Source organism: Nocardia sp. bgisy134, from assembly GCF_965341865.1.
Lineage (GTDB): Bacteria > Actinomycetota > Actinomycetes > Mycobacteriales > Mycobacteriaceae > Nocardia.
The window spans coordinates 1-19,376 of the sequence record NZ_CBDQZP010000007.1; the positions used below are offsets into that span (position 1 = coordinate 1).

Genomic DNA, 19,376 nt, shown 5'->3' on the forward strand with positions numbered 1-19,376 from the left:
CATTCGGCCGAACGTCAGATCGCGACGTCGGTACTCGTGATCAGCACCGGCGGCGCAGGCCTGCGTGCGGCGATCGAGCTGGCCGAGCGAGGTGTGGACGTGCTCGTGCTCGGCAAGCGACCGAAGGCGGACGCGCACACCACGCTCGCCGCGGGCGGCATCAACGCCGCACTGTCGACGATGGATGCCGAGGACAGCTGGCAACAGCACGCGGCGGACACGATCACGGAGAGCTATCTGCTGGCCCGCCCGGATATCGTGCAGGTCGTCACCGAGAATGCCGCTCGCGGAATCGAAGATCTGGAGCGGTGGGGAATGCCGTTCGCTCGCGAGTCCGACGGGCAGATCTCGCAGCGGTTCTTCGGTGCGCACACCTACCGGCGCACCGCGTTCGCAGGCGACGGATGACGAACATCGGCGTGCATCCCGATCCCGCCGGATTCCAGGATCTGCCGCACGCGTTCGATCTGAAATCGTCGGCGATCGCGGCCCGTGCCACGTTGGAGGTTGCCCTGGAACGACGCGAAACACGCGGCTGCCACAACCGCTCCGACTCTACGTCACCGATAACGAACTGGTCGTGATCGCTGTGGGTGGGCACTACGACGACTGACTTCGGTCGTCGTCCCGTGTGTTCGAAGTCATTTGGAGCAACACCTCCAATTCCTTTGCGAGGCCGCCTCATCGGCGTCGTTCGGACTGGCCGGTCGACTCTCTTCAGCCCCCGCGCCTCGGTGCCGCGGCGAGTTCCGAGGCTGTCGAGTTCACCCTGCCTTGCGAAGGCCGAAGGCGTTCGGTGGCAACGATGTTCACTCGGCGGGATGCGCGATGGTAGCTGCTCGGGGAGGTGGGCGCGACATGAATCGTGCATCGTGAGTCTTCCGCATTGTGGGCAACCTAATTACGCAACGCGAAATGACTAAAGTCCATTAACTACCGGTAGGTTTGAAATACCGGAGGGTATTCTTTTCGCGTATCCGGGGGAAATGCGTTGTGTGCTGAGAAATTTCCCGTCGATAGCTGTACACAGCTCCCGGGCCGTGTGTAGCGTCGGGACTCGCTAAAACCCTCACAGACAAGCGGTGGCACGGTGATCGGTATCGAGGGCTGCTTGAAACGCATCATGGACATTCCGGGTGCGCGCAGCGTGACAATGGTGGACGGGGCGAGTGGTCTTGCGATCGCGGCGGCCGGGCAGCACGATCTGGTCGATCAGCACGAAGATGCTGCGGCCACAACGGATGTGGTTCGTACAGTGCTCGGCTGCTCGGCGCTGGCGACCGGTTGGGACGGTGACGATCTCACCGAGATCATCGTGTCCGGGTCCCGTGGATTTCACTTGCTGAATCTGGTGGACGGTGACTTCGACGGCCGGCTTTTCGTGCACGTGCTGTGTGAAGTCGACACCGGCAATCTGGCGATGGCTCGATATCAGCTTCGGGCGATTCTCGCGGAATTCGCCGAGGACGGTTATGGGCGTTGACCTCGCCGTCGAACTGCGGCGGCTGGAAAAGGAAGGGAGTACGGGTGTCTTACGCGCCGGTGATGGCGCATTTCATCTCACCGGTGGCGTGATCGCCTCCGCCGATTGCCGCAGAACGACCGGGCTGGACCGGCTGGTGGTGGAGGCGGGCGTGGCGACAGCGGAGGATTGGCGGCGGGCGGGTGCCGGGGATCCCGGGCAGGTGCTGGCGCGGCCGCGACTGGAAACCCTTGCGCTGCTATCGGTTTACGATGCGGCCTACTTCTTGTTCGCGTCGTCCGCCGTCCCCGAATTCCGGCCTGCGCCACCGCACTGGCTCGCGCCGGTCTGCCACATCACGCCGCGCGCGCTGGTGCAGGAATGCGAGCGGCGCGGCGATCCGGAGTCCGGGCCGTGGCCGGCGGACCTGGTGGACCGCGTCCCGGTGGTGCCGGTGCGCCGCGTCCGGCGCCGCCACGTGGTGCTCACCGCGGGTCAGGCCGAGGTGCTCGCGGCGGCGGATACCCAGCGCAGCATCACGGGTATCGCCCGTGACCTCGGCCGCACCACGTACGGATGTCTGGAGGCGGTGCGGGAGTTGACCGCGGCGGGCTTGCTCGAGCCGCCCGGCCCGGCCGTCGTCGAGCCCGGCAGGCACGCCGCCCCGTGGGGCGCGGGATTCGCCCCCCACAGCGGACCGCGAGAGGTCGGGCCTCCCGCGCGCATCGAGTCGCGAAACGGCAAGCACTCCAAGCTGACCGGGCCGCGCGTCACCGAGCCCGCGATGTTCACCGAGCCGGGATCCGCCGACTCGGCCGAGGTGCAGGCCGCGGTGCTCGCCGCGCGCACCGACTCGAGGCTAGCGGAATCCGCTGCGCTCGCGGTGGCCGGACCTGCGGTAATCGCCGATCCCGATGCGCCACGCATGACGCCTGTAGCGCCAGGAGAGCCCACCGTCCCGCCCCTACGCCGTCGGGTGCGTACGGTCCCGCCGCCGTCGGCGGAACAGTGGGAGCCCGTGGACCGCGACGTGCTGGTTCGCCTGCGGGCGGCGTTGGAGGAGCTTGCGTGACCGCGCGAAAGAAATTGTTCGGCGAATGGATGGGAAGGTTGACCAAGGTGGCGATGTCCGGACCCGGACCGACCGCGGCGGTGCTGGCGGAACTGAAGATGCTGCGGGATCGGGTGCCACAGCTGACCGGCGCGCTGGTCGCGTCCGGCGACGGTCTATTGATCGCGCACGACCTGCCCGCACACATCGAACCCGACGGAATGGCAGCGCTGTCGGCTTCGCATCTCGCGCTGTCGTACCGGCTGTCCGCCACCGCCAACGGCGGCGGATTCCACGAGGTCGTGGTGCGCGGCACCGACGGGTACGTGGTGATCTACTCGGCGGGCTGGGCCTCGCTGACCGTACTGGCCGGATCCGAAGTGAACGTCGGCCGGCTCCATCTGGAGTCGCGCCCGGTGGCCCGCGCGATCGCCGACCATCTGGCGGCGATGGCGAACAAGCCCGGCAGGGACCGGGCAACGCACACCCATCGAAAGGAATGAAATGACGAATCTCGATCTGGCTCTGAAGGACATGATGGTGATCGACGGCGCGATCGGCGCCGCCGTCGTCGATTACAACAGCGGTATGGCCCTCGGAATGCTCGGCAGCTCCAAGGCTTTGGACCTCCAAATCGCCGCGGCGGGCAACACCGAGGTGGTGCGCGCCAAGCTTCGCACCATGGAACAACTCAACCTCAAAGAAGACATCGAGGACATCCTCATCACGCTGTCCGGCCAGTACCACATCATCCGGCCGATGACCGGCCGAAAATCCAAAGGCCTGTTCCTCTACCTCGCCTTGGACCGTGGCCGGGCGAACCTCGCGCTGGCCAGGCACCACCTCAAGGGTATCGAAGAGGAATTGGAGGTCTGATCGGCCGCCCAGGGCTCGCGCCGGCCTTGGGCGAGGTCGCGGTGCGGGGTGCAAGTGTCGTTTTCGCAGTTGTCAGCCGAGCATCAGGGGTGGCGGAGGTGTAACTGGCGACCGTACTTGCGCGGGCCCGGCGGGCGGCGAACGATTGACGGTGCGGCGGCGGCGTGTGTGGGCCGTGCGGTTTCACGCGCTCGGTGGACCACTACGCATAGACCCCGCGCCATTCGCGGAGTGATTGCTCCACGCGAGGAGGACCAGATGTTCATCCAGGTGATTCAAGGCAAAGTGTCCGACGCCGACCGGCTCAGTCGGTGCATGGATCGGTGGACAGCAGAACTGGAACCGGGGGCTGTCGGATACCTCGGCACAACGTACGGACTATGCGACGACGGCACATTCATCGCGCTTGCCCGTTTCGAATCCGAGGACGCGGCGCGACGAAACAGCGCGCGCCCGGAGCAGGGCGCCTGGTGGGCCGAGACCGAGCAGTGCTTCGACGGGCCGGTCACCTTCATGGACTGCCCGGAGGTGACGCAGTGGATGAGCGGCGGCTCTGACGAGGCAGGCTTCGTGCAGATCATGGAGGGCCATACAGCCGATGGGCGCCGGATGCGCGAACTGCACACGCAGACGGGTGATCGTCTGCACGAACTGCGCCCAGAGATTCTCGGTGGCACGTTGTCGACCTACGGCGCCGACGGGTACGTCGAGGCGGTGTATTTCAGGTCCGAAGCCGAGGCTCGCGAGCACGAGAAGATCGAGATTCCCGACGATCTTCGGCCGTTGCTCGAGGAGGAGCGCAGGCTCATGGGCGAGGTCACGTACTTCGACCTGCACGAGCCGATGCTGGTGTCGGCGCGGAAGTAGGACAGCTGCGCGACCGGCCATTGCCCAAGGAGCACTGGCTGGCCGCGGCGACCTTACTGATATGCGGACCTCAGCGTTGCTTCCTCGCCACCAGAACGGTGTCGTGAAGCTCGATCTGGTGACTGCCGTGGGTCATCGTGCGAGATCTCGTCTCCGCCACCGTGATTTCCCAGCGGTTGGGTTCCAGCGCTGCCGCCAGATCCTCCGCGGTGGCGTGCACGCCCGTCGCGTGGGCGGCGGAGTGCGCGTCCGACGGATGGTGGCCGACGATGAGAAGCGTGCCGCCGGGGGCGACGGCAGGAGCCAGCCGGCGAAGCAAGGTTTCGGCTCCCATGACGGGGTGGGCGTAATGCGAGCAAACGAGGTCGTAGCCGTTCTCCTCGGGCGTCCACTCCGTCAGATCCGCTGCCAGCCAATCGATTCGGCCGGAGATCTCGGGCCCGCGGAGGTCGGCCAGCTCGCGGGCGTGATCCAGGGCGGCGGTGGCGAAATCGACTGCCGTCACACGCCAGCCGTGTGCGGCGAGCCAAACGGCTTCCGCGCCTTCGCCGCAGCCCGCGTCCAGGGCGCGGCCCGGGGTCAGGTTCGCCGCCTCCACCGTGAGGTGTGGATTGGGTTGCGGGTGCGGGGTCGTCGAGTGGGCGCGATAGCGGGCTTCCCAGAAGGCGTGGTCGAGTTGTTCTGGCACGGTGATCCTAATCAGTTCTGGGAGTGAGCCATCGGGCAAACTCCTGGTGGTAGCCGACCGGCAGGTGAGCACTCTGTGTTCCTTCGTGGTTCAGAGGCCGTGGCGGCCGTCGCCTGCCGCCTCGCACAGGAGTGCTTCGATGTCGAGTGCGAACGGATACGCGGCGACCGCGTTTCGGGTGTCCTCGGCGACCAGATCGGCGTTGATGTGCCCGGCCGCGGTGGCGCCCGCGGCGGCGGCCGTGCCGACTTGGGCGGCCAAGTCGGTGACGTTCCCCGCCGCCCACACGCCGGGAACCTCGGTGCGGCCGGTCGGGTCGGCGGCGATGAACTCGCCCATGGGATGTTCGGAGCGGCGCAGCCCGAGCGTCGCGAGGAAATCCGCCCGCGCCACCATCCGCGACCCGACCGCGACGACCTCGCGGTCGATCACCGTTCCGTCGCTCAGGCGCACGCCGGTGATGCGATCCTCGGCGATCTCCAGTCCCGTTACCTCGCCCTCGACCAGCCTGACGCCGCGGGCCGCCAGCTGCACCGTCTCCTCCCGCGTGGGTGACGTGGTGTGGGCGAAGAAGGTGATGTCGGCGCTGAGCTGCCGGAACAGCAGCGCCTGGTGCACCGACATCGGACCCGTGGCGAGCACGCCGATGGCCCGATCGCGCACCTCCCAGCCGTGGCAGTAGGGGCAGTGCACCACGTCCCGGCCCCAGCGTTCGCGCAGGCCGGGAATGTCGGGCAGTTCGTCGACCAAGCCGGTGGTGACCAGCAGCCTGCGGGCGTGAACGGTCCGGCCGTCGGCCAGAGTCGCGACGAAACCGTCGCCGTCGCGGTCCGCGCCGCGCACTTCGCCGGACGCGAGCTGAACGCCATACGCGCGCACCTCGGCGCGGCCGCGTTCCAGCAATTCGGCGGGCGGCGTGCCGTCCCTGGCCAGCAGGCCGTGCACGCCCTCGGCCGGAGCGTTGCGCGGCGCGCCCGCGTCGACCACCAGCACCGAGCGGCGCGATCGGCCGAGCATCAGCGCGCCGCTCAACCCCGCGGCGCCGCCGCCGATCACCACCACGTCGTAGCTGTCTTTCCGCTGATCGGTCACCATGACCACCTCCTGGCGACGACTATGCGAGTACATCCGCGGAGACGGCAACATTCTTTGCCAATCTGGCAAGCTGGTCGCATGGACGACGATCTCGACCAAGCACTCGACGCGGTCGGTCCCCGACTGCGTGCCCTGCGGCGGCGGCGCGAAACCACGCTGGCCGATCTCTCGGCGACCACCGGGATATCCGTGAGCACCCTCTCCCGGCTGGAGTCCGGTGACCGCCGCCCGACGCTGGAACTCCTGCTGCCCCTCGCCAGGGCGCACGGCGTCACACTGGACGAACTCGTGGACGCACCACCCACCGGTGATCCGCGCGTCCACTTGCGGCCGCTCACCCGGCAAGGCATGACCATGGTTCCGCTGACCCGTCGCGCGGGCGGCATCCAGGCCTACAAGATCGTCCTCCAGCCCGCCGACCCCGGCGCGGAACCCCGCCTCCAGACCCACGAGGGCTACGAATGGCTCTACGTGCTGAACGGGCGCCTCCGCGCCATCATCGGCGAGCACGATCTGGTGCTGGTACCCGGCGAAGCGGCCGAATTCGACACCCACATACCCCACTGGTTCGGCGCCGCCGACCGCGAACCCGTCGAATTCCTCAGCCTCTTCGGCAAACAGGGCGAACGCGCCCACCTCCGCGCCCGCTCGAAATCGAAACGCGAGGGGTAACGCTCGGCCGTCGCTCAGTGCGCGGGCCGGCTCGGTCCATGCGACGAATCCACTTCGCCCGCTGCCACGTTGGAACCGGGCAGGGGTGAGTCGAACTCGGCCGGGACCAGTTCGGTTGCCAAGGCCGAATCGACAGCTGGTCGGGTGCCGTTGGCTGCGGCTCGGACGGATTCGGCCCGTGCGTCGACATCGGCTGCGGCAGCGTCGAAAATCGCGGCGGTATCCCTCGATTCGAGCACCGGGCTGCCGGATGCGACCGCTGACGGTGCGGAATCCGTCGCCAACGGAGCGGGATCTGCGGGCATCGGCCCCGAATCGTCCACCGCGAGACGCGTATTCATCCACGCGCCGACCAGCATCAACCCCGCTCCGATCCCTTGCAGTGGTGAGATGGATTCACCGAGGAGCACCCATGCGCACGTCAATCCGAAGGCCGGGACGAGGAACATGGCGGACGTCGCCGTGGTGGGGCCGACCTGGCCGACCGCGTGGTAATACAGCACGTAGGCGAGCGCGGTCGGCAGCGCGCCGAGATAGGCCTGGTTGAGCCAGAATTCGGGGCCGAGCTCCGACCAGCGGACGTCGGCGAGCGCGGGGACGGCGAGCAGTCCGAGGGCGGTGGCGCCCGCGGCGGTCGCGTAGACGGTGACGGTGGCTGCGGGCAACCGGCTCAGCAGCGGCGCGCCGAGCAGGGTGTAGGCCGACCAGCAGGCCGCGGCGCCGAGGAAGAGGAGGTCACCAAGCAGGCGGGTGTCGCCGGAGTCGGGAATGCCGAGGAAGAAGACCACACCGCCGACCGCGGCGAGCGTCAGCCCGAGCAGTCGCGCACCGGACAACCGCACGCGCCCGAGCAGGACGCTCACCGCGACCGTGCAGACCGGAGCGGCCATCGGCACGATCACGCTGCCGTCCGCGGCGGGCGCGAGGGAGAGCGCGAGGAAGAACAGCGCATTGTAGCCGAACACGCCGACCATGCCGAGACCGGCCACGCGCGGCGCTTCCGCGGCGGGCAGCCGGGGCGCGCGCAACACCACGAGCAAGACGAGGGCGCCGATGAGGAAGCGCAGGAAGCCCGCCACCTCGTGTGGGACATCGCCGACGGCCGCCTTGGACGAGGCGAACGCGCTGCCCCACAGGGCCATGACCAGGATCAACAGCAAACGGATACGCACGGTTCGATACTCCGCGCGGGCCGCCCCGAGGTATTGAACGCTGGTGCGGTGAGAATGGAGCCGTGAGCGAATGGGTCGAATATCGGCGGATGCCGGATCGCCCGGTGGAGGTGATGCGCGCCCATTTCGAGCGGCACGTCTATCACCCGCACGCGCACGAGACCTACTCGTTCGGGCTCACCGATTTCGGTGCGCAGAGTTTCGACTGCCGCGGCGCGGCCAGGGTCAGCTCAGCGGGCATGGTGATGGCGTTCAATCCGGACGAACCGCACGACGGGCACAGCGCGACCGAGGCGGGCTTCACCTACCGGATCGTGCACATCGGCACGGAGCTGATCACCGACCTGCTGTCCGACCGGGCGGGTCGTCCGGCGGGCCTGCCGCTCTTTGCCGAACCCGTGCTGCACGACCCGCTGCTGGCGGGCGCGCTCGGCAGGCTGTACGCGAGTCTCACCTCGCACGCCACCGAATTGGCAAGGGACGAGGCGCTATCCGCCACGGTCGCGGCGCTGGTGCAGCGCGGCGCGCGCACCCCGCGCGAGAGAACGGTGATCGGCGGCGGCAACAGCGCGATCGCGCGCCGCGTGCGCGATGTGCTGGACGAGCGCTATCTGGACACGCTGTCGATGGACGATCTCGTCACCTCGACGGGCGCCAGCCGCTTCGCGCTCTACCGGGCCTTTCGCGCGAATTACGGTCTGGCGCCGAGCGATTACCAGCGCATCCTGCGGCTGCGGGCGGCGCGACGGCTGATCGCGGCGGGCCGTCCGGTCGCCGAGGCGGCGGTGGCCGCGGGCTTCGCCGATCAGGCGCACCTGACCCGCTGGTTCCGTCGCTGCTACGGCATCACGCCTGGCGTGTACTCGCGCGCGGGCTGACCGGTCAGGCCGTGGCGCGCGCCCACCGCCGCTTCGCCCAGCGGCGCACGGTCGGGCTCACCAGCAGCGCGGGCAGCAGCAGGATCGAACCGAGCAGCATGCCGACCAGCAGCAGCCCCGCGAGTAGTTCGCCGATCGCCTGCACCGCGGCGGGCGTGGCGAACAGCACCGCGAACGCCGCGACCGCGATGGCGGGCGGATGGTGCCCCGCCTGGGCGAGGATCGCGGCCGCCGTGCCGAACGCGACGGCGAAGGCGAGGCCGACGACGCCGATCAGGTAGTTGTCCCAGGCGAACCAGCTCGGGCGGACCGTGCGGGGGCGCCGGGAATGCCGAAGTTCTCCCATCGTCGGGAGCTTAACGGCCACGCGGCGCCGTGCCGTGGATTCGGCGAAGTCGGTCCAGAAGTCAGCGTGCCGCGGGCGGTCGCGGCCACGGATTGTGCTCCATGTGTTCGATGGACTCGTTGAAGCGGGCGACCAGCACGCCGAGCTGATCGATGTCGTGCTCGGACCATTCGGCGACCACGGCCCCGATGCCGTCGTGGCTCTGGGCGCGGTCGGCGGCGAGCAGATCCATGCCCTTGGCGCTGGTGCGGATCTTGCGGGCGATGCCGCCGTCGGGGTCGGGAACCCGTTCCACCAAGCCTTGTTTCAGCATTGCGCCGACCTGCCGGTTGATGGTGGAGACGTCGAGTCGGAAGGCGTCGGCGAGTTCGCGCAGGCTGAGCGGGTGGTCGATTTCGAGCCTGGTGAGGATCAGGAAGGCCGAGCGGTCCAGCTGGAAGCCGGGGCGGCGCAGCACCGAGGCGGGGAAGTGCCGGGAGAGCAGCGTGAGCTCGAAGACGAGGCGCGTGAGCGCTGCGTGGTCGGCGGGTTCCCGGTCTGACATGGCACTCACTATGTCGCGCGGATCACTCTTCTACCAAATTGTGCAGCATACACACCATGTGTAGCGTACACATCCATGTCCTTAACTGCCGAGGCGTCCTCGATCGTCACGGGCGCCGAGACCCGGCGTCGCCCGACCTCCGCCCTGCTCATCGCGACGCTCGGCATGGTCGGCGTCGTGGTCTCGCTGATGCAGACGCTGGTCATCCCGATCATTCCCGCGCTGCCGACGCTGCTCAGCACCTCCGCGTCCAACGCGTCCTGGGTGATCACCGCGACCTTGCTGGCGGGCGCGGTGTTCACGCCGATCAGCGGCCGCCTCGGCGACATGTTCGGCAAGCGCCGTGTGCTGTTCGCGAACCTGCTCTCCCTCATCGCCGGTTCGGTGGTCTGCGCGAGCTTCTCCTCGCTGCTGCCGGAGATCATCGGTCGGTCGCTGCAAGGCGCCGCCGTCGGCGCGATTCCGTTGGGCATCAGCATCATGCGCGACGAACTGCCCGCCGAGCGGGTCGGCTCGGCCATGGCGATCATGAGCGCGACGCTCGGCGTCGGGGGCGCGGTGGGCCTGCCGGTGGCCGCGGCGATCGCGCAGAACGCGAACTGGCACGTACTGTTCTGGACCTCGGCGGCACTGGGCGTGCTGTGCGCGGCGCTGGTCTTCGTTTTCGTGCCGGAATCGCCGGTGCGCACCCCGGCTCGTTTCGATTTCGGTGGGGCCGTTGGACTGTCGATCGCCCTGTTGGCGCTGCTCGTGGCGATCACCAAGGGCGCGGACTGGGGTTGGTCCAGCGCCTCGATCCTCACGCTGTTCGCGGTCTCGCTGGTGGTCTTCCTCGGCTGGGGCTTCTTCGAATTGCGGCAGCGCGCACCACTGGTCGACCTGCGGGTCTCGGCGCGGCCGCGAGTGCTGTTCACCAACATGGCATCCATCGCCGTCGGCTTCGCGCTGTACGGGATGTCGCTGACCTTCCCGCAATTGCTGATGGCTCCGGAGGAGACCGGCTACGGCTTCGGGCTGTCCATGGTCAACGCCGGATTGGCCCTCGCGCCAACCGGTTTGGTGATGATGGCGCTCTCGCCCGTCTCGGCGCGGCTGTCGGCCGCGCGCGGGCCGAAGCTGACGCTGATGCTCGGATCGGCCGTGATCGCCGTCGGCTACCTGTGCGCAGTGCTGTTGATGAACAGCGTCTGGCAGATCATGCTCGCCGCCGTGATCGTCGCGGGCGGCGTCGGCCTGGCCTACGCGGCGATGCCCGCGCTGATCATGGGCGCCGTGCCGATCACGGAGACGGCCGCGGCCAACGGGCTCAACTCGCTCATGCGCTCGATCGGGACCTCCACCTCCTCGGCGGTGATGAGCGTGGTGCTCGCGCACATGACGATCTCGCTCGGCGCGCACCTGCTGCCTTCCCGCGACGGCTTCCACACCACGTTCTTCATCGCCATGGCGGCCGCGGTGGCGGGCATCGCGCTGACGGCCTGTATTCCGATGGGCAAGAAGGACTGACCCGTCAGGCCGGCGCGTCCCGGACCGACTCGGTATAGCGGCGGGCGAGTGTCCGCAGGTGCGCGACGAGTTCCGGCGGGCCGTCGACGCGGAAGTCCATCATCAGCATGCTCAGATAGATGGCGATGGTCTCCAGCGCATCCGCGCCGGTATGGAGAAGGCAGCTGTTCTCGTCGACCGGCTCGACCACCCCGACCGCGGGATTGATCCTCGCGAGCACGACCTCGGCCGGGGCGAACACCGTGACCTGGGCGTGCACCCGCCACCCGGTACTCGCGACATCGCGCATGACGAAGGCGACGAGGTCGTCGTCGGGCAGTGCGCGGGCGCCGAAACGGCGGCCGGTCGCGGCCGCCCGGCGCACCCCGGCGACGGGTATCGCGCGCCAGGTGTGGGTGTCGAGCACGTAGGCGACCAGGTACCAGCGGCGTTGCCAATTGATCAGCCGATACGGCTCGGCCTCGAGGGGGCCGTCGAATTCCGATGCGGCGGTGACGATGTCGAGCCGCACCGCCGCGCCGTCCCGGATCGCGCCCGCCAGGACGGTGAGCACCTCGGCGGGGACGGGTGCGTCGGGCTCGCGCGAGCCGGTGGTCGCCGGGCCGATCGCGGTGGCGCTGCGCAGCGCGGTCACCTTGCGCTGCAAGCGTTTCGGCAGGATCTGTTCGAGTTTGGCCAGCGCGCGGCCGACGTGCTCGGTGATGTCGGCGATGCCGGTCGCGCCGTCCTCGGCCAGCCCGACCGCCACGGCCACCGCCACGGCCTCGTCGTCGTCGAGCAGCAGCGGCGGCATGGTGGAGCCGCGTCCCAGCCGGTAGCCGCCGATCGCGCCGCGCTCGGCGTGCACGGGATAGCCCAGGTCGCGCAGCCTGCGAATGTCGTTGCGCAGCGTGCGATCCGTGACGCCGAGCCGGTCGGCCAGCTCCCGGCCGGAGTAGGCGCGGTCCTGGAGCAGCGCAAGCAGACGCAGAACACGGGTTGTGGTCTCGGTCACGATCGCCTCTCGAACTATTAGGAACGAAAGCAGCCTAATAGCCCCATAGGCTCGTAGTCAGTACCGAAGAGCACAACCGAAAGGCCCGCCATGCACACCGATATCGCTCTCACCACTGTCTGGCGCGAGACCCTCGCCGCCGCGCACCGCGCGCTCGCCGACGTCGTCGCCGGTATCCGCGACGACCAGTGGAGCCTGACCACGCCGTGCGCGGAATGGGATGTGACGCAGGTGATTCAGCACGCCGCGGGCGATCAGCTCGCCTTCGCCGAGCGCCTCGGCATCGGGAACGGCCCGGCGGCCAATCCCTTCGCCCCGTCGGGGACGATCGACGGCTCGCCCGTCGCCCTGGTGCGCGACGCGATCGAGCAGACCGCCGCCGCGTGGGCGACCGTCACCGACGAGACCCTCGAGGTGCCGACCCCGTTGCCGCACGGCGCACTCCCGACGCCGGTGGCGGCCGTGCTGTGCGCCTTGGACGCGGCGGTGCACGCGTGGGATCTCGCCATCGCCACCGGCCAGGACTCGCCGCTCGACGAGGAGCTGTCCCGTGCCCTGCTTGCCGCGGCGCGCACGACGAATCCCGCGCCGGGCGGTGGGCCGGTGATGGAGATCGTGGAACCGCTGCGTCAGTGGGGTGCTTACGCCGCGGTGGTCGACGGTGCTCCCGAGGACGACGCGGTCGCCGCACTGCTGCGTTATCTGGGGCGCGATCCGGGAACCGTTCGCGGCGGCCGTTCGTCCTAAGGATGAATGGTCGTACAGAATGATTGGGGGGACGGCGTGTCCGTACCGGAAAGAACCCGGGCGCGACTCGGTCTGCTGCTGGCGCTGGGGTCGGTCGTCGTGGCAGCCGTCGTCGCGGGCGCGCTCTGGTGGCGGACGAGCTCCGATCACCCCGCCGTGATCGGAGAGAGTCCCACCGTCTTCCCCGATATCGATCGGTCCGCCCTCGATCCGGCGCAGGCCAGGCTGGTCGAGGTACTGGAGCACGAGTTCGCAAATCCGGGTGGGGGACCGAAGTACGCCGAGGGGCTGGTCGAGCCATGGTGCGCCGATTTCGTGAGCTGGACGATGCGGGAGGCGGGGCGACCGCTGTCGAACCCGAACTCCGGGTCATGGCGGATTCCCGGCGTCTACACCCTCCAGGAGTACTACGAGGGATCCGACAGGTTCGCGCCCGCGGGCAGCGGGTATCGCCCGCGCACCGGTGACGTGCTGCTCTACGGCCCGGAAAGCCCATTCACCCAGCACACGAACATCGTGCTCACGGCGGCCGACGGCGAGGTGACCACGATCGGCGGCAACGAATTCGGCGAGGTGCGCATCCACCGGTTCCGGGTGGCCGACGCGGAGGACGTCGTCGGCTACGGTCGATTCTGAGAATCATTGCCGCTCAGACTGTCCCATTCGGCGCGTGCGATGCTCGGCGCGTCCGCCACCGAGCCTTAGTATGGAGACGGCAGCGCCCGGCAGCGCTGTCGCATAGGGCCCTGTCCTGCTACCCCCTCATCAGCAGGACAGGGTTCCCCGATCGTTCGGATATCCGGAAACTTTCGTCGCGTACCGTGTCGGTAGTCCGTTGAAAGGTGAGGGTTTCGGAATCTCTGATGCAGACGACCGAAGAAACGACGAACGACCCGTCCTGGATCGACTACGCCGACTTCGGCGAACGCTTCGTCACCCACGCGGTGACCGAGGAACGCATCGTGGCCGCGGTGGCCTCCATGGCCGGGCGGGGCGTGGCCATCGGGCCGTTCAACATCGGCCCTCCCGGACTCGCCGGATTCATCGCCGAGGGCAAGGTCGGCGACCCCACGGTGCTCCGTCACGATCCGCACGTTGTCTTCCAGGTGACGGTGCCGCTCACGCTCGCGGTGAAGGTGCGGCTCGGCGGAAGGAAACTGCGGTTGGAGGCGGTCGTCGAGATCGATCTGACGCTGCACGCCCGCACCGCCGACCCGCTGCTGATCGTCATCGACATCCCGCCCATCACCACCCGCGACGTGAGCTTCGTACTGCGCGCCCAGACCGTGGAATCGGCATGGGAATGGTTGCTCGATCCGATCGCGGGACTGGTGCAGCGGGAGGTCGCCAACCGGGTCAACGCCATGCTGGCCGAACCGCAGGCGAGGAGCGGGCGGGTCTTCGACGTCGAGGCCATGGTCGCGGGCACCCGGTCGCAGCACCGCAAGCAGGCGGAATTCGACTGGATCGATTACGGCGAGTTCGGCCACCGATTCTTCGACCGCGTCGTGACGCGGGATCGGGTCTTCGAGGTGGTCGACAAGATGGCCGGGCGCCCGATCGAGGTGGGGCCGCTGAAAACCGGGCCGAAGGACCGGGCCACTGTCACCGTGCAGGGTGCGATTCGGCAGCCGCGCTTGGCCGAGCGGGTCGCGGCGTCGGATGATCTCGTCGCGTTCGACCTGACGCTGCCCGTCGGCCTGGACATCACCGTGCAGGTCTTCAAGGCGAACAAGTACCGCGCCGACGTCGAGATCCCGCTGGTGCTGACCGCTCGGGCGGCCGATCCGCTGCTGATCGTCGTCGACGTGGCGCCGCCCGCGACCGAGGACATCCGGATGCATTTCAAGGCGCAGGGGGTGCGCGCGGCCACCCTCGGCGCGCTGGCCGGAATCAGGAAACAGGTGGTCGCGCAGGTGGAACGGGTGGTGCGCGAGCAACTAGGCGACACCGCTGGGCGAACCATCGACGTGGCGGCGCGGATCGACGGTCTGGCCTGACGCGTAACCCCTGTGGCGAGTGGGAATGCTGAGTCCGATGGGTCTAGCGGTTCACATGTGAAATATGATGAAATGAGTTCACGTTCGAGGCTCCCGGCGCGCGTGTGAACCTTGGGGAAGGTGCGCCGGGCACGCTGCCAGCCAATTGGGGGTTGCGCGAAGGAGTCCTGCGATGCGTTCTTTCGATCTGTCTCGACGCAAGTTGTTCGCCTACACCGCCGCGGCCGCCGCGCTCGGAGTGGCAAGCTCCGCCGGGCCCGCCTCCGCGACGGGCAACCTCGGCACGTTGATCGACTATTCCGGTGGCGTGCCCGCGGCCGAGGCCATTCTCGCGGCCGGGCACGTCGGCGTCATCCGCTACGTCTCCGATCGGCGGCCCGGCGCGGAATGGATGGTGGGCAAGCCGCTGCTCGCCCGCGAGGTCGAGGAACTCACCGCGGCCGGGCTGAAGATCGTGTCCTGCTACCAATTCGGCAAGGGGCCGACCGCCGACTGGCGCGGCGGACTGGAGGCGGGCAAGAGGCATGCCGAACGCGGGCTGGAACTGCACCTGGTCGCGGGCGGCCCCGAGGGCAGGCCCATCTACGCCTCCATCGACGACAACCCGACTCCGGTCGACTTCGCGACCATGATCGCGCCGTACCTGCTCGGCTGGGAAGCGGTGCTCGGCAAGGGGAACGTCGGCGTCTACGCCAACTCGCCGACCATCGACCTCGCACAGGTGGCGGGCTTGGGCTCCTGGTACTGGCAGCACAATTGGGGCACCCCGAAAGGTTTCGTCCACCCGTCCGCGCACCTGCACCAGTTCGAGATCGACAAGCGCGCCGTCGACGGAATCGGCGTCGACCTCAACGACATTCTGAAGCCCGAGTACGGGCAGTGGTGAGTGCGAGCCGAGGGCGCAGCGCCTAGCTCGCCGAGGCGGACGGCGTCGATCGATAGCCTCCGCGCATGGCTGGTACCTCGTTCGGTGGTTGGGCGGAGTCTCTCGGTAGACCCCGCGCATGGCCGGAGTGGAGGCGAAGCTTCTCCCATTGCGCGCAGGCGGACGGAGTGCGCTGATGCCCCGCACATGGCGGGCGGGAATGCGAAGGTACGCCTTGCTCACGCAGTCGGACGGCATCCATCGATAGCCTCTGCGTATGGGTGGTGTCTGGTTCGGGGGTGCGGACGGCGTCCATCGATAGCTGCCGCGCATGGCCGGAGCCTGGTTCAGGTCGTTGGGCGGAGTCCATGGATCGACCCTGCGTATGGCCGGAGCTCAGGGGAGGTACGCCGAGTTTCGCGTGGTCAGGCGGAGTCCGTCGATGCCCGGCGCAAGGCCAGAGCGAGTGCGCAGGGACGCCGAGTTCGCGCGGGCCGGGCGACGTCCGGCGACAGCCCCGCGCATGGATGGAACGAACGCGCAGATACGCCTAGGTCTGGCAGTGGCAGACGGGGGCGACGCGGAGGTCGGGTTCGTCGTCCGGGACGACGCGCAGGTTCGGACGGGTCTCCGGCGCCTCGTGATTGCCCATCCAGGACAGCAGCGACCAGCGTGACAGGCCGGAGAGGGCCGAGCCGATGCTGGCGAAAGAGCCGGAGGAGAGCGCCGAGCCGAACGATCCGACCGACCCGATCGAGAGCACCGAACCGACACTGCCGATCGAGAGAATCGAATAGGCCGATCCGATGGACAGGATCGAGCCCTCGGAACGGATGGACAGGATTGATCGGCGCGAGCGCCAGCTCCGGATCGAGCGGGGTCGTACCGTTCCTTCGGTAGTCGACATGCTTTCGGTCTACCACAACGGAGACAGGGCCGCGAAATATCGCCGCGATTGCGACGGTGTGTCGGTCCGGTCGCGGTCGGCCGAGTCGCGCCGACGTAGGCGGCTGGGACGCCGGGCGGGCGGCTCCCGCAGGGTGAGCCGGTCGAGTGGAGCGCTAGTTCGTCGGGGTCGACCGGGTGAAGTGCCGGGCAGGCCGCTCCGGCTGGGTGTGTCGGTCCGGTGGAGCTGGTGGGTCGATCGGGTCCAGCGGCTCCGGACATGCCGAAGCCCGGCGGTCGCGAGCGACCCGCCGGGCTTCGAAACATCAAGCGACGGTGAAGAATCCGAGCGTCGGCAGGAAGGAGCAGGTGCGCGGCTCGGCGTCGGGGGCCTTGGTGGTGAGCGAGCCGCCGACCACCGCGACGATCCGGCCGCGGCCGGTGTTCACGATGGCGGACAGGGTCGCGGGGCCGTCCGGGTTGATCTTCGCCTCGTCGGTCAGCGCCTGCACGCCGGACTGACGGGTGTCGAGGTTCAGCCACTGCACGGTCATCGGCGGGTTCTGCTCCGCCGTCGGCGCCTTGGTGCCGAGCGCGGTGAACACGAAACCGGTCTGACCGGCCTCGGGGCCGGGCGGGGGCAGCGTGGCCGGGCCCGCGACGGCGAGCGCCGTGCCGATCGAGTCGGCGGTCGCGCTGATGCAGCCCTTGCCGATGGTCGGGTACAGGAACTGCGCGATGACCGGGCCGTCCTGCGGTAGCTCGGGACCGCCGCCGCCGCTGCCGTCGAGGAACGTGATGATCCGCTCCAGGGTCGACTTGATCTGCGGCGGCAGATTCAGGGTGTTGAGCAGGATGCGCGCCTGGTCGAGGATCGCGGACTGCGGTCCGGCGACATCGGCAGGGCGGGCGATGGCGCCGACGATGGCGGGGGTGAGCGCGGCGATCGCGTCCACCGGAACGCCCTCGGGCACCATTGGAACGCTGTTCGAAACCGCGGTGTGGGCGGGCGCCGGTGCCGCTACTGCGACCGGCGCGGCGAGCGAAGCGCTCGCCGCCATGGCGAGTGCGGTCAATGCGATCCGCGATCCTCGGGTGCGAAGCACTGGTCTAGCCGTCCTTAACCTCGGGTACATCTGGTCAACGGGTAAAAATCCGTTGTTTCGGGGGTCACTCTAAGGACACGACCGCCAAGTTGTACAGCGGTGGTCGTTATCACGTTGTGCCGTGGACGATCAGTGTTACCAGACGGTAGTGCGGCGGGGTGTTGCCGATGTGAAAGGTGATGCAAACGTTATGGGTGTTGCGTAGCGCGCACGGGATAGATCGGCGCTCCGGTTAATCTAGTCGCAGCCTTCGGCATTTGCCGCCGACACACCGGACACCGGCGGGTCGCGGCCCGTGACCGCATCCCCGACCCGAAAGCCCGCGACTTGAACCGAGACAGCGCTCGGTCGGACCAGCGTCCGGCCGCAGCCCACCTGCGACTGGCGGTGTTGCTGCTCGGTCTTTCCGTTCTGGCCCGGCTGCTGTGGATGCTGGTGTCGCGCAATGGGATGAATCTGGTCGACCTGCACGTCTACGTGGACGGTTCGGCGGCGCTGCTCACCGATCGGCTCTACGACTTCACCTACGCGGAGAAGACGCCGGATTTCCCGCTCCCGTTCACCTATCCGCCGTTCGCCGCGCTGGTTTTCTTCCCAATGCATTTCCTGCCGTTCAAGGTGATCGCGGTCGGCTGGCTGCTGGCCACCGTCGCGGCGCTGTACGGCGTGGTCTGGATCGCGCTGGAATTGATCGTCGGCGAACAGCGGTTGCGCGAACCGGGTTGGCGCGCAGCGGCGATCGGCTGGACGACGGTCGGCGTGTGGCTGGAGCCGGTGCGCACGACGATCGACTACGGACAGGTCAACGTCTTCCTGGTGCTCGGCGCCATGCTCGCGGTGCGCAGTTCGCGGTGGTGGTTGTCGGGCGGGCTGGTCGGCGTCATCGCGGGCATCAAGCTGACGCCCGCGATCACCGGGCTCTACTTCGTCGCGCGGCGGCGCTGGGGGACCGCGCTGTGGTCCGCTGTGGTCTTCGGCGCGACCGTCGGCATCAGCTACCTGATCAACAACCACGAGGCGACCCGCTACTTCGGCACGCTGCTCGGCGACGCGGACCGGATCGGCCCGGTCGGCTCGGTGTGGAATCAGTCGCTGCGCGGAACGCTGAGCCGCATCCTCGGCTACGACGTGGAATCCGGACCGGTGTGGATCGCGGCGGTGCTCGCGGTCGCGGCGCTGGCCTTCTTCGCCTGGCGGGCGCTGGAACCGGACGACCGGATGGGCACGCTGCTCATGGTGCAGCTGTTCGGGTTGTTGATCTCGCCGATCTCGTGGTCGCACCACTGGGTCTGGTTGCTGCCGACGGTGCTCTGGCTGGTCTACGGCCCGCTGCGCGGCGCGCCGGGCGCGCGGATCCTGGCCGGGTACTGGCTGGTGACCATGTTGATCGGCGTGCCGTGGGTGCTGTCGTTCTTCCAGCCGACGATCTGGGAGATCTCCCGGCCGGGCGTGCTGTCCTGGCTGGGCGCGGTGGATGTGCTCGGTGTACTCGTCCTGTTCGCGTGGATCATCTGGTGCGGAGCGCGGCGCGAGCGGTCGGCAGACGAGGCGACGAGCAAGATGGTCGCGGACTCCGCGCGAGCAGGGTAGCTCCGCGTCGTCGCTCACCCGCTCGTGGCGAA

Annotated in this window: 23 protein-coding genes; 15 read left to right on the top strand and 8 right to left on the bottom strand. The window is 68.6% G+C overall.

The window, feature by feature from the left end:
- The 7 genes from ACRWNM_RS14155 to ACRWNM_RS14185 form a co-directional block, all read left to right on the top strand.
- Window positions 1–408, top strand: a 408-nt coding sequence (locus ACRWNM_RS14155; RefSeq protein WP_431967458.1) for an FAD-binding protein, incomplete at its 5' end; no start/stop codon positions are given.
- On the top strand, window positions 405–584 hold the full coding sequence (locus ACRWNM_RS14160) for a hypothetical protein (protein WP_431967460.1): 180 nt from the start codon (window positions 405–407) through the stop codon (window positions 582–584). The genes ACRWNM_RS14155 and ACRWNM_RS14160, both read left to right, overlap by 4 nt.
- A 506-nt stretch (window positions 585–1,090) precedes the next feature.
- A complete protein-coding gene (locus ACRWNM_RS14165; protein ID WP_431967462.1) occupies window positions 1,091–1,483 on the top strand; it encodes a hypothetical protein in 393 nt (130 codons plus the stop codon).
- Window positions 1,473–2,534: a hypothetical protein gene (locus ACRWNM_RS14170; protein ID WP_431967464.1), complete on the top strand. Its 1,062-nt coding sequence runs from the start codon at window positions 1,473–1,475 to the stop codon at window positions 2,532–2,534. Before ACRWNM_RS14165 ends, ACRWNM_RS14170 begins: the two co-directional genes overlap by 11 nt.
- Window positions 2,531–3,016, top strand: coding sequence for a roadblock/LC7 domain-containing protein (locus ACRWNM_RS14175; protein WP_431967466.1), 486 nt, complete (start codon window positions 2,531–2,533; stop codon window positions 3,014–3,016). Before ACRWNM_RS14170 ends, ACRWNM_RS14175 begins: the two co-directional genes overlap by 4 nt.
- Window position 3,017: 1 nt before the next feature.
- Entirely contained in the window at window positions 3,018–3,389 is a 372-nt protein-coding gene (locus ACRWNM_RS14180) for a hypothetical protein (protein ID WP_431967468.1), read from the top strand.
- 258 nt (window positions 3,390–3,647) lie between these two features.
- Window positions 3,648–4,256, top strand: coding sequence for a hypothetical protein (locus ACRWNM_RS14185; protein ID WP_431967470.1), 609 nt, complete (start codon window positions 3,648–3,650; stop codon window positions 4,254–4,256).
- A gap of 70 nt (window positions 4,257–4,326) precedes the next feature.
- Here ACRWNM_RS14185 and ACRWNM_RS14190 read toward each other — a convergent pair whose 3' ends face one another.
- Entirely contained in the window at window positions 4,327–4,983 is a 657-nt protein-coding gene (locus tag ACRWNM_RS14190) for a class I SAM-dependent methyltransferase (RefSeq protein ID WP_431967472.1), read from the bottom strand.
- 51 nt (window positions 4,984–5,034) lie between these two features.
- A complete protein-coding gene (locus ACRWNM_RS14195; protein ID WP_431967474.1) occupies window positions 5,035–6,039 on the bottom strand; it encodes an NAD(P)/FAD-dependent oxidoreductase in 1,005 nt (334 codons plus the stop codon).
- Window positions 6,040–6,117: 78 nt separating this feature from the next.
- Between ACRWNM_RS14195 and ACRWNM_RS14200 the strand changes: the two genes are divergently transcribed.
- Window positions 6,118–6,711, top strand: coding sequence for a helix-turn-helix domain-containing protein (locus ACRWNM_RS14200; protein WP_431967476.1), 594 nt, complete (start codon window positions 6,118–6,120; stop codon window positions 6,709–6,711).
- A gap of 14 nt (window positions 6,712–6,725) precedes the next feature.
- Here the strand turns inward: ACRWNM_RS14200 and ACRWNM_RS14205 are convergent, their stop codons facing one another.
- A complete protein-coding gene (locus ACRWNM_RS14205) occupies window positions 6,726–7,883 on the bottom strand; it encodes a DMT family transporter (RefSeq protein ID WP_431967478.1) in 1,158 nt (385 codons plus the stop codon).
- Between the two features lie 62 nt (window positions 7,884–7,945).
- Between ACRWNM_RS14205 and ACRWNM_RS14210 the strand changes: the two genes are divergently transcribed.
- Entirely contained in the window at window positions 7,946–8,761 is an 816-nt protein-coding gene (locus ACRWNM_RS14210; protein WP_431967480.1) for an AraC family ligand binding domain-containing protein, read from the top strand.
- A 4-nt stretch (window positions 8,762–8,765) separates the two neighbouring features.
- Here ACRWNM_RS14210 and ACRWNM_RS14215 read toward each other — a convergent pair whose 3' ends face one another.
- Both ACRWNM_RS14215 and ACRWNM_RS14220 read right to left on the bottom strand, forming a co-directional pair.
- The gene (locus ACRWNM_RS14215; RefSeq protein ID WP_431967482.1) at window positions 8,766–9,107 is read right to left on the bottom strand and encodes a hypothetical protein; all 342 of its coding nucleotides are present in this window, start codon (window positions 9,105–9,107) and stop codon (window positions 8,766–8,768) included.
- Between the two features lie 61 nt (window positions 9,108–9,168).
- Window positions 9,169–9,651, bottom strand: coding sequence for a MarR family winged helix-turn-helix transcriptional regulator (locus ACRWNM_RS14220; protein WP_431967484.1), 483 nt, complete (start codon window positions 9,649–9,651; stop codon window positions 9,169–9,171).
- Window positions 9,652–9,726: 75 nt separating this feature from the next.
- Here ACRWNM_RS14220 and ACRWNM_RS14225 point away from each other — a divergent pair, with 75 nt between their 5' ends.
- Window positions 9,727–11,157 (top strand): MFS transporter, encoded by a 1,431-nt coding sequence (locus tag ACRWNM_RS14225; protein ID WP_431967486.1) that lies wholly within the window; start codon window positions 9,727–9,729, stop codon window positions 11,155–11,157.
- 4 nt (window positions 11,158–11,161) lie between these two features.
- Here ACRWNM_RS14225 and ACRWNM_RS14230 read toward each other — a convergent pair whose 3' ends face one another.
- Window positions 11,162–12,151 (bottom strand): helix-turn-helix transcriptional regulator, encoded by a 990-nt coding sequence (locus tag ACRWNM_RS14230; RefSeq protein ID WP_431967488.1) that lies wholly within the window; start codon window positions 12,149–12,151, stop codon window positions 11,162–11,164.
- Window positions 12,152–12,241: 90 nt separating this feature from the next.
- Here ACRWNM_RS14230 and ACRWNM_RS14235 point away from each other — a divergent pair, with 90 nt between their 5' ends.
- The 4 genes from ACRWNM_RS14235 (at window position 12,242) to ACRWNM_RS14250 (ending at window position 15,784) form a co-directional block, all read left to right on the top strand.
- Window positions 12,242–12,898, top strand: a complete 657-nt coding sequence (locus tag ACRWNM_RS14235; protein ID WP_431967490.1) for a TIGR03086 family metal-binding protein — start codon at window positions 12,242–12,244, stop codon at window positions 12,896–12,898.
- Window positions 12,899–12,904: 6 nt separating this feature from the next.
- Complete coding sequence (locus ACRWNM_RS14240) at window positions 12,905–13,534, top strand: CHAP domain-containing protein (RefSeq protein WP_431967492.1); 630 nt, start codon at window positions 12,905–12,907, stop codon at window positions 13,532–13,534.
- A 227-nt stretch (window positions 13,535–13,761) separates the two neighbouring features.
- Window positions 13,762–14,898, top strand: a complete 1,137-nt coding sequence (locus ACRWNM_RS14245; protein ID WP_431967494.1) for a hypothetical protein — start codon at window positions 13,762–13,764, stop codon at window positions 14,896–14,898.
- A 172-nt stretch (window positions 14,899–15,070) separates the two neighbouring features.
- The gene (locus ACRWNM_RS14250) at window positions 15,071–15,784 is read left to right on the top strand and encodes a DUF1906 domain-containing protein (RefSeq protein ID WP_431967495.1); all 714 of its coding nucleotides are present in this window, start codon (window positions 15,071–15,073) and stop codon (window positions 15,782–15,784) included.
- A 529-nt stretch (window positions 15,785–16,313) separates the two neighbouring features.
- On the opposite strand, the gene ACRWNM_RS14255 is transcribed toward ACRWNM_RS14250, so the two are convergent.
- On the bottom strand, window positions 16,314–16,670 hold the full coding sequence (locus tag ACRWNM_RS14255) for a hypothetical protein (protein WP_431967496.1): 357 nt from the start codon (window positions 16,668–16,670) through the stop codon (window positions 16,314–16,316).
- 304 nt (window positions 16,671–16,974) lie between these two features.
- Window positions 16,975–17,709: an Rv1157c family protein gene (locus tag ACRWNM_RS14260; protein WP_431967963.1), complete on the bottom strand. Its 735-nt coding sequence runs from the start codon at window positions 17,707–17,709 to the stop codon at window positions 16,975–16,977.
- Window positions 17,710–18,009: 300 nt separating this feature from the next.
- On the opposite strand from ACRWNM_RS14260, the gene ACRWNM_RS14265 reads away from it, so the two are divergent.
- Window positions 18,010–19,344, top strand: a complete 1,335-nt coding sequence (locus ACRWNM_RS14265; protein ID WP_431967965.1) for a mannosyltransferase — start codon at window positions 18,010–18,012, stop codon at window positions 19,342–19,344.
- The last annotated feature ends 32 nt before the right edge of the window (window positions 19,345–19,376 follow it).